The sequence below is a fragment of the bacterium genome (assembly GCA_024224155.1).
Classification (GTDB): Bacteria; Acidobacteriota; Thermoanaerobaculia; order Multivoradales; family JAHEKO01; genus CALZIK01.
In genome coordinates, this window is the sequence record JAAENP010000389.1 from 1 (window position 1) to 7,774 (window position 7,774).

The 7,774-nt window shown below is 63.2% G+C and carries 6 protein-coding genes; 3 read left to right on the plus strand and 3 right to left on the minus strand.

Features of this window, described 5'->3' with window-relative positions:
- Window positions 1-354 (plus strand): AmmeMemoRadiSam system radical SAM enzyme (locus GY769_19760; GenBank protein MCP4204158.1); only part of this gene is annotated, 354 nt, incomplete at its 5' end.
- A 531-nt stretch (window positions 355-885) separates the two neighbouring features.
- Here GY769_19760 and GY769_19765 read toward each other — a convergent pair.
- The gene (locus GY769_19765; GenBank protein MCP4204159.1) at window positions 886-2,220 is read right to left on the minus strand and encodes a Glu/Leu/Phe/Val dehydrogenase; all 1,335 of its coding nucleotides are present in this window, start codon (window positions 2,218-2,220) and stop codon (window positions 886-888) included.
- 170 nt (window positions 2,221-2,390) lie between these two features.
- The gene (locus tag GY769_19770) at window positions 2,391-4,019 is read right to left on the minus strand and encodes a short-chain dehydrogenase (GenBank protein MCP4204160.1); all 1,629 of its coding nucleotides are present in this window, start codon (window positions 4,017-4,019) and stop codon (window positions 2,391-2,393) included.
- Between the two features lie 122 nt (window positions 4,020-4,141).
- On the opposite strand from GY769_19770, the gene GY769_19775 reads away from it, so the two are divergent.
- Together GY769_19775 and pckA are read left to right on the plus strand one after the other, a co-directional pair.
- A complete protein-coding gene (locus GY769_19775; protein ID MCP4204161.1) occupies window positions 4,142-5,443 on the plus strand; it encodes an amidohydrolase in 1,302 nt (433 codons plus the stop codon).
- A 116-nt stretch (window positions 5,444-5,559) separates the two neighbouring features.
- On the plus strand, window positions 5,560-7,170 hold the full coding sequence (gene pckA / locus GY769_19780) for a phosphoenolpyruvate carboxykinase (ATP) (GenBank protein ID MCP4204162.1): 1,611 nt from the start codon (window positions 5,560-5,562) through the stop codon (window positions 7,168-7,170).
- Between the two features lie 255 nt (window positions 7,171-7,425).
- On the opposite strand, the gene GY769_19785 is transcribed toward pckA, so the two are convergent.
- Complete coding sequence (locus tag GY769_19785) at window positions 7,426-7,626, minus strand: dodecin domain-containing protein (protein ID MCP4204163.1); 201 nt, start codon at window positions 7,624-7,626, stop codon at window positions 7,426-7,428.
- Window positions 7,627-7,774 lie beyond the last annotated feature (148 nt).

Consider the following 7,774-nt stretch of genomic DNA (forward strand, 5'->3'; position numbering starts at 1 on the left):
CTCGGACCCGAAGTGCCCCTCCACTTCTCGGCCTTCCATCCGGACTTCAAGATGATGGACAAGCCGCCGACCCCGCCATCGACCTTGAAGCGGGCTCGTGGGATTGCTCTCACCAACGGCCTCCGCTATGTCTACACCGGCAACGTCCACGACGAGAGCGGCGGGTCGACGTATTGCCACGACTGTGGGACCCGGCTCATTGGTAGGGATTGGTACGTCATGACCGCGTGGAACCTCGACGACGCCGGCCGCTGCTCGAGCTGCAAGACGCCGGTCGCCGGTCGCTTCGAGGCCGAGCCCGGCGATTGGGGCGCAAAGCGTCAACCGGTCCGGCTGCGCGACTGGGCGGCCTGAAGGCGGCTGTTCTTCTCGCGTTCACGCTTGCGCGTCGGCGCCACTCGGCGGAGTTACGTCCAGGGGACGGCCCCGGAAGGGCAGCCGGTCTCGCCCTTGCCGTCGCTTGAGCCTTTCGGCTCATGCGATCCGTCGGGCTCTTAGAGGGGTCGTCTCGGGCGATTTGCGCGTCTCCTCGCTGCCGGTTGCGAAAAGGAGCCGTGTTGCCGAGTGCTCCGCTGCGGTGCAGGCAAATCGCTGCCCCTCGTCTCCCCCTCCACTCGCCGCGCCGGATCCTCGCATCGCCTCAAACGGCTCCGCGCAGGCAAGGCCGAGACCGGCTCTTCGGATCGGTACGTGCCGAATCGGCGCCGAAGCACAAGCTCGGTCGACCACAGAGGTCGACCGCTACAACCGGCAAACCGAACGGTGTCGCAGCGCGGGCGCGGTCGACGCCCGTCGCTTCGCTCGAGGGCAAGCGGAGGTCGACCGCGACAGCCGCCGCGCAAAACCAGTCGGGAGGGGACACCATTGAACGGTGTCCCCGATGTTCTACGGAAAGAAGCCCAGGTCCTCGTAGCACATCGCGATCTTGTCGATCGCGGTGATGAACGCCGCTGCGCGCAGATCGGCTTGGTCCCCGTACCGGCGTTGGGTCTCACGGATCGTCGAGTAGGCCAATGCCATGGTCTCCTCGAGGCCCGAGTTGACCAGGTCTTCCTCGCCGGCGCCGCGGGTCAGAGCCGCGCGCTCTTCGGCCGGCAGTTCCTTGCCCGTATGGGACTCCATCGCACCCACGATGCGATGAAAGGCGCCCTCCTCGAACCGTTTCTGCATTCGCCCAAAGCGAACATGGGAGAGGTTCTTGACCCATTCGAAATAAGACACGGTCACGCCACCGGCGTTGAGGTAGGTGTCAGGCAGAACCTGGACACCTTTCTCGATCAGGATCTCGTCGGCTCCCGCCGAAGTTGGACCGTTGGCCGCCTCGGCGATGATCTTGGCCTGGATTGCCGGCGCTTTCTCGCGGGTGATCTGGTTTTCGAGAGCGGCCGGGACCAGGATGTCGCAGTCGAGCTCCAGAGCTTCTGCCGAGACCTCGAGATTGCGGGCACCCGGGAAATCGAGGATGGATCCCGAATCTCTGCGGTGTTCGACCGCGGCTTCGAAGTCCAAGCCGTCCGGGTTGGTGATGGCGCCTTCGTATTCGGCCAGGCCGACCAGCACGGCGCCGGCTTCCTGCACGAACTTGGCGACGAAGTGCCCGACGTTTCCCAATCCCTGCACCACGACACGCTTACCGGCCACACCCTGGTCGAGGCCGAGCTTCCTCATCATCTCTGCGTCGTCGCAGACTTCGCGAATGCCGAAGTAGACGCCTCGGCCGGTTGCCTGCTCGCGGCCGCGAATACCTCCCTGCGCGACGGGTTTTCCGGTGACGCAGCCCAGGGCATTGAGCTCGCCCGCGGAGAGGGACGTGTAGGTGTCGGCCATCCAGGCCATTTCCTGCGCGCCGGTGCCGTAGTCGGGTGCCGGTACGTCGACGCCGGGCCCGATGAAGTTCTTCTTCTTGAGCTCGAAGGTATAGCGGCGGGTGATGCGCTCGAGCTCGGCCGCCGAATACTCGTGGCGGGCGATTCTGACGCCGCCCTTGGCGCCGCCGAATGGCGCGTCAACGATGGCGCACTTGTAGGTCATGAGAGCGGCCAGCGCCTTCACCTCGTCTTCGTTGACCAGATGGCTGTAGCGGATACCGCCCTTGGTCGGTAGCTTGTGGTGGCTGTGCTCGGCTCGCCAGCCGTGGATGGTTTCGATGGAGCCGTCGTCGCGTCGTGCCGGGAAGGTGAAGTGGTAGACGGCGTTGCACTCGCGTACCTGGGCGAGCATCCGTGGGTCGTGTTTAGTGAGAGCCGCGGCTCGATCGAAGCTGCGGTTGACTTGCTCGAAGAACCGGAACTGCTTGCTCAATGTGGAGCCTCCTCTGGTCGGGAGCGTGCAGTTTACAGCGTCCAAGGGCAATCTCAGACTTGCATCGAGCGGGGACGTGAGGCGATGGGCTAGTGCTTTACCCGGTCGCCCTTCTCTTCGCCGGAGAGGATCCAACCGACGAGCTTGCCCGGCTGAATCCCCTTGTTTTCGTCCCAGAATCGGTGGTTTCGAAGATACCGGCTCGAGGTGTCTTCCTCGGGAATGGCCGTAAGCTCGTTGTGAATCGCTCGGAAGCGCTCGACCCAGCGTCGGCAGTTCGACACCCGCAGATCGACCCAGCCCTGCCGGACCCAACGCTCGACAAGCTCCGGTGTGAGCGCTACATCATCGGCATTCGAGGGCACGATGACCTTGGGACTCCGCATGATCTCGCCGGAGCTCAATATGATCGGCAGGCCGACGGAAATCACCTCGCTGGCGATACGGGGTCGGTTGCGAACCAGCTTGTCGAGGGCCTCGGCGACATCCTCCGGGCTGGCATCGCGCACGGCAACCATGGTGCCGAACGCCTCGCGCAGGAGATGGGCCTCGAACAGGAGCTTCGTGTTCCTCGGCGGCCCGAGCATTTCGAAGGCCACGCTCCGGGTCTCGCCCTGGCGCTCGAGCTCGGCCATGCGCTCCATGGCCCAGTGGCGCATCATCCCGGCCCGATAGGACGGGCCGAGCACCGCGTTGTCGAGTGCGTTGATGATGTCGTGCCCGGTGTTGCCGCCTTCGATCTCGAAGACGAGATACTGCGCGATCTCCTCGGGCGTGACGAATTCCATCTGTTCGGCGGTTGTCAGCATCGCGAACTCTTCCAGGCTGAAGATGCCGTTCTCGCCGGTATCGATGTAAGCGGTGGTCAAGACGTCGTCGGTGAGTTCGCCGGCCTCGGGATCGACCGTCGAGAAGCTGTCTCCGAGCGGTCTGGCCTCGGGTTTGACCATGAAGATCGGCTCGCGGCGCCGGGCAATGGGCCCGTAGCCGATCTTCTTCCAGGCAATCGCCGCCGCCGGCTTGATCTCTTTAGTGATCGGCGCCTCGGGTGTGCGTGCCATCAGAAAGAGCAGCAGAGAGTGCGCGCCGGCCACGGCGCTCTTCGACAGCAAGACCCGACTCGGCTTCTCTTCGCTGTGGGTGTACGGAACGTTCAAGCCCATGCCGCCGGTTCCACTGGTGCCGACCTTGAGGTAGACCGCGGTGGCTGCGTCCTGCATGCCTCGATACAGGATCTGGATGTGCCGGATCAGGCGCGGTATGTAGAGCGCCTCGAGAAGAGTGGTTACGGACTGGTCGCGAAGCTGGCCGCTCTCGCGCTCGTCCAGGACGGTTCGTGCCGCGGAATAGACGTCTCGGTAGGCGATGCCGGTAGCCGTGTTGACGCAGTCGATGAGGATGTCGGGCCGGCCGTCAACGAGCAGCTGGTAGAGCAAATAGCTCGGTAGATTCTCATCCTGGAGCTGGCCGAGCTGAGCCTCGAGCTCGTTGTCACGGGATCCGGTGGCGGACGGTCCGAAGATATCCCCATGCGAGGTGGAGATCGTGGCGTCGCCGGCTTCGGAAAGAAGCATCTGCCGGGCCTCTTCGGTCTCCGCCTGGGTCAGGCTGTGGATCTGAATCTCGCGAGGCTTGCGGGCCAAGAGCTCGCGGCAGACGGCCATTCCGACCAGTCCGTAGCCTCCCAGGACCAGTATTTTGCGCCCTTCGATATTCACAGCGACGTCAGCTTAGCAGTGTCCATCACCGCCTCTGAATACCCGTCGGGGTGGCCCCGGGTACCGTGTTTCGGCGTTGTAGACTCTGGCCTCTTCAACCGCCGGAACCGCGGAGATATCCAATGCTACTCAATAACAGAATGTTCCGTTCTCTAGGGCTGGCCCTGTCGACTTTGGTTGCCCCTGTTTGCGTCCAGGCCGACGGCTTGCCCGCGGCGGTCGAAGCCGGCCTGGCCCGGATACTGCCGGAGATGATCGAGATCCGGCACCATCTCCATCAGAATCCCGAGCTCGGCAATCAAGAGTTCGAGACCGCGGCCCTGGTCGCGAAGCACTTGGAGGATCTCGGCATCGAGGTCCGCCGGGAAGTGGCGATTACGGGTGTCGTTGGAGTCTTCCAGGGAGGCAAGCCCGGGCCGGTGGCCGCGGTTCGTGCCGATATGGACGCTTTGCCCGTGACCGAGAGCACCGATCTGCCGTTCAAGTCCACCAAGCGGACCCGGTTTCTGGGCCAAGAAGTCGGTGTGGCGCATGCCTGCGGGCACGACATCCACACGTCGGTGGTCCTGGGCGTGGCCAAGATCCTGGCTCCTCTGCGCGACGAACTGCCGGGCACGGTGAAGTTCATTTTTCAACCTGCGGAAGAGGGCCCGCCCCCGGGCGAGGAAGGCGGCGCCTCTCTCATGCTCGAAGAGGGCGCCTTCGATTCCCCCAAACCTGACGCGATCTTCGGTCTGCACGCCTGGCCCTTGGAGGTCGGCGTGGTCGGATGGGCCCAAGGACCGACCATGGCGTCGGTAGATCATTTTGTTCTCAAGGTCAGGGGCAAGCAGTCCCATGGTGCCTATCCGCATCTGGGGCGCGATCCCATCGTCATGGCGGCTCAGGCCGTAGAGGCCTTTCAGACCATTCGCTCACGGAACCTCTCACCACTCGAGCCAAGCGTCGTCACCGTCGGCATAATGCGAGGCGGCGAGCGCTTCAACATCATTCCGGGAGAAATGCACCTCGAGGGCACGGTGAGGACCTTCAGCCCCGAAACCCGAGAGGAGGTCAAGAGGCGGATGGAAGAGATCCTCGATGGCGTGACCCGTGCGGGTGGGGGCTCGTACGAGATTGTCCAGTATCGAAACAACGCTCCGACCACCGTCAACGACCCCGAGCTTGCACGCCGGATGCGACCGACGCTGGTTCGGATCGCAGGCGCGGACAAGGTGGTTGACACCAGCCCGACGATGGGTGGCGAGGATTTCGCCTTCTTCGCCAATGAAGTGCCCGGCTTCTACTTTCGCCTCGGAGTGGTAGCTCCGGGTACCGTTTCCGGAGGCCTCCACACACCGGACTTTCGTGCCGACGATTCGGCTCTCGAGGTCGGTATTCGGGCCATGACAAACCTCGTGGTCGACTACTTGGGCGCGGAGTAGCCGTCCCTCGGAGGGATCGGTTGAGGGCGGGCCGTGACCTCGCGAGCTGCTAAACTCGCCCATGCCCATTTCGGCTGGGAACACTCGCCAACCATCACTACGATTCGAGGTTGTCCATGAACAACGCGGGCAGGTACGTCGGCGCCCACACCCTGGCTGACCAGGGGATAGAAACGTCAGGCACGGCTTACTGGAATCTCTCGCCGGCGAAGCTGTACGAGCACGCAATTCAGCGCGGTGAGGCGGTTCTCGCCGAGCATGGACCCATCGTTGCACATACCGGGAAGCACACCGGGCGCTCTCCCAACGATCGCTTTCTTGTCCGTGAAGAGGAAACCGCCGGCGACATCTGGTGGGGCAAGGTAAACGTCCCCTTCGACCCGGACAAGTTCGAGAGTCTGCGCGCTGAGGTCTTTTCCTATCTCGGCGACAAGGACCTCTACGTGTTCGACGGTTATTCCGGATCCGACTCCGAGTACCGGCTGCGCGTGCGTGTTGTCAACGAGCTTGCCTGGCACAATCTGTTCGCTCGCAACATGTTCGTTCGCGAGCACGACGCGTCGGTTCTTCGGAGCTTCGAGCCGGAGTTCACTGTGGTCGGCGCGCCCGGCTTCGCGGCCGACCCCGACAGGCACGGCACAACCAGCGGCACCTTCATCATCGTCAGCTTCGCAAGGCGCCTGGTCATTATCGGTGGCTCGGCCTACGCGGGCGAGATGAAGAAGAGCATCTTCTCGATCATGAACTACCTCCTGCCCAAGCAGGGTGTCCTGCCGATGCACTGTTCGTGTAATTACGGCACCGATCAGGATGACGTCGCCCTGTTCTTCGGCTTGAGTGGCACCGGCAAGACCACGCTTTCGGCCGACACCGAGCGCACTCTGATCGGCGACGACGAGCACGGCTGGAGCGACAATGGCGTCTTCAACATGGAGGGCGGTTGCTACGCGAAGGTGATTCGGTTGTCACCGAAGGGCGAGCCAGAGATCTATGCCACCACCCTCAAGTTCGGAACGGTACTCGAGAACGTGGTCATCGATCCGGTGACCGGCCGACTCGACCTGGATGATGCCAGCCAGACCGAGAACACGCGTGGCAGCTATCCTCTGTCGCATCTCGACAACGTCGATGACGACGGCATCTGCGGCCACCCCAAGAGCGTGGTCTTTCTGACGGCCGACGCCTTCGGGGTGCTGCCACCGATCAGCCGGCTGACCGCCGAGCAAGCGCAGTACCATTTCCTGTCCGGGTACACCGCCAAGGTTGCCGGCACCGAGCGCGGAGTGACCGAGCCCAAGGCAACTTTCAGCGCATGCTTTGGTGCGCCGTTCATGCCCCGTCACCCCGGTGTCTACGCGAAGATGTTGGCCGAGAAGACCGAGCGACACAAGGCCAAGATCTGGCTGGTCAACACCGGTTGGTCGGGCGGCCCCTACGGAGTCGGAGAGCGCATCAAGCTGGGCTATACCCGCCGCATGGTGCGGGCGGCCTTGGCCGGAGAGCTGGACGGCGTCGACTTTCGCGAGGATCCGGTCTTTGGATTGGCCGTGCCGCTGGCAGTCGAAGGCGTCCCGAGCGAGTTGCTCGACCCGCGTTCGACCTGGGCCGATACGGCCGCCTATGACGAAAAGGCCGCCGACCTCGCGCGCATGTTCGCCGAGAACTTTGAAGAGTATGCCGACGGCGTCACCGATGAGGTGCGCGCGGCCGGGCCGGTTGTGGCCTAAACGGCGCGGCCGCCGGTCTCACCCCCTGGGCGAATCGCCCGCCGAGCCGCCTTTTCTCCGCGCTAAGAATTCTCCCGCCAGGGAACCAAGGACTCGATGCGAAGAGCCGGTCGCAGCCTTGCCGAGCGCGAAGCCGTTTGAGGCGGTGCGAGGATCCGGCGTGGCGAGTGGAGGGCGAGACGTCTCGGTCTTCAGCCCTCAACCGAAAGGGAGGCCGCGAGGCCCCCCTTTTCAATCGAGCTGATCTGCACTCAGCTACTTGAGGACGAACGTCACCTTCATGTTGACGCAGTACTCGGTGACCTTGCCGTCTTCGACGTTGACCTTCATCTCGTTGATCCAGGCGCCCTTGATCTTGTCGAGAGTCTTGTTGGCGCGCTCGATGCCGGTCGCGATCGCGTCTTCGAAGCTCTTGGACGAGCAGGCGGAGATCTCTGTTACTTTGGCTACGGACATAGTCAGTTCCTCCAATTTGTGAAAAGTTTCCTTAATTCCTCTACTCCGGGTCGGACCGTCGTCGGCCCGGAGGAAATCCCATCTGGATAGGAAAATATAGCATAGGATTTCTCTCCAGAATGCTGTCAGAGACCGTCTCGGAGGGGGA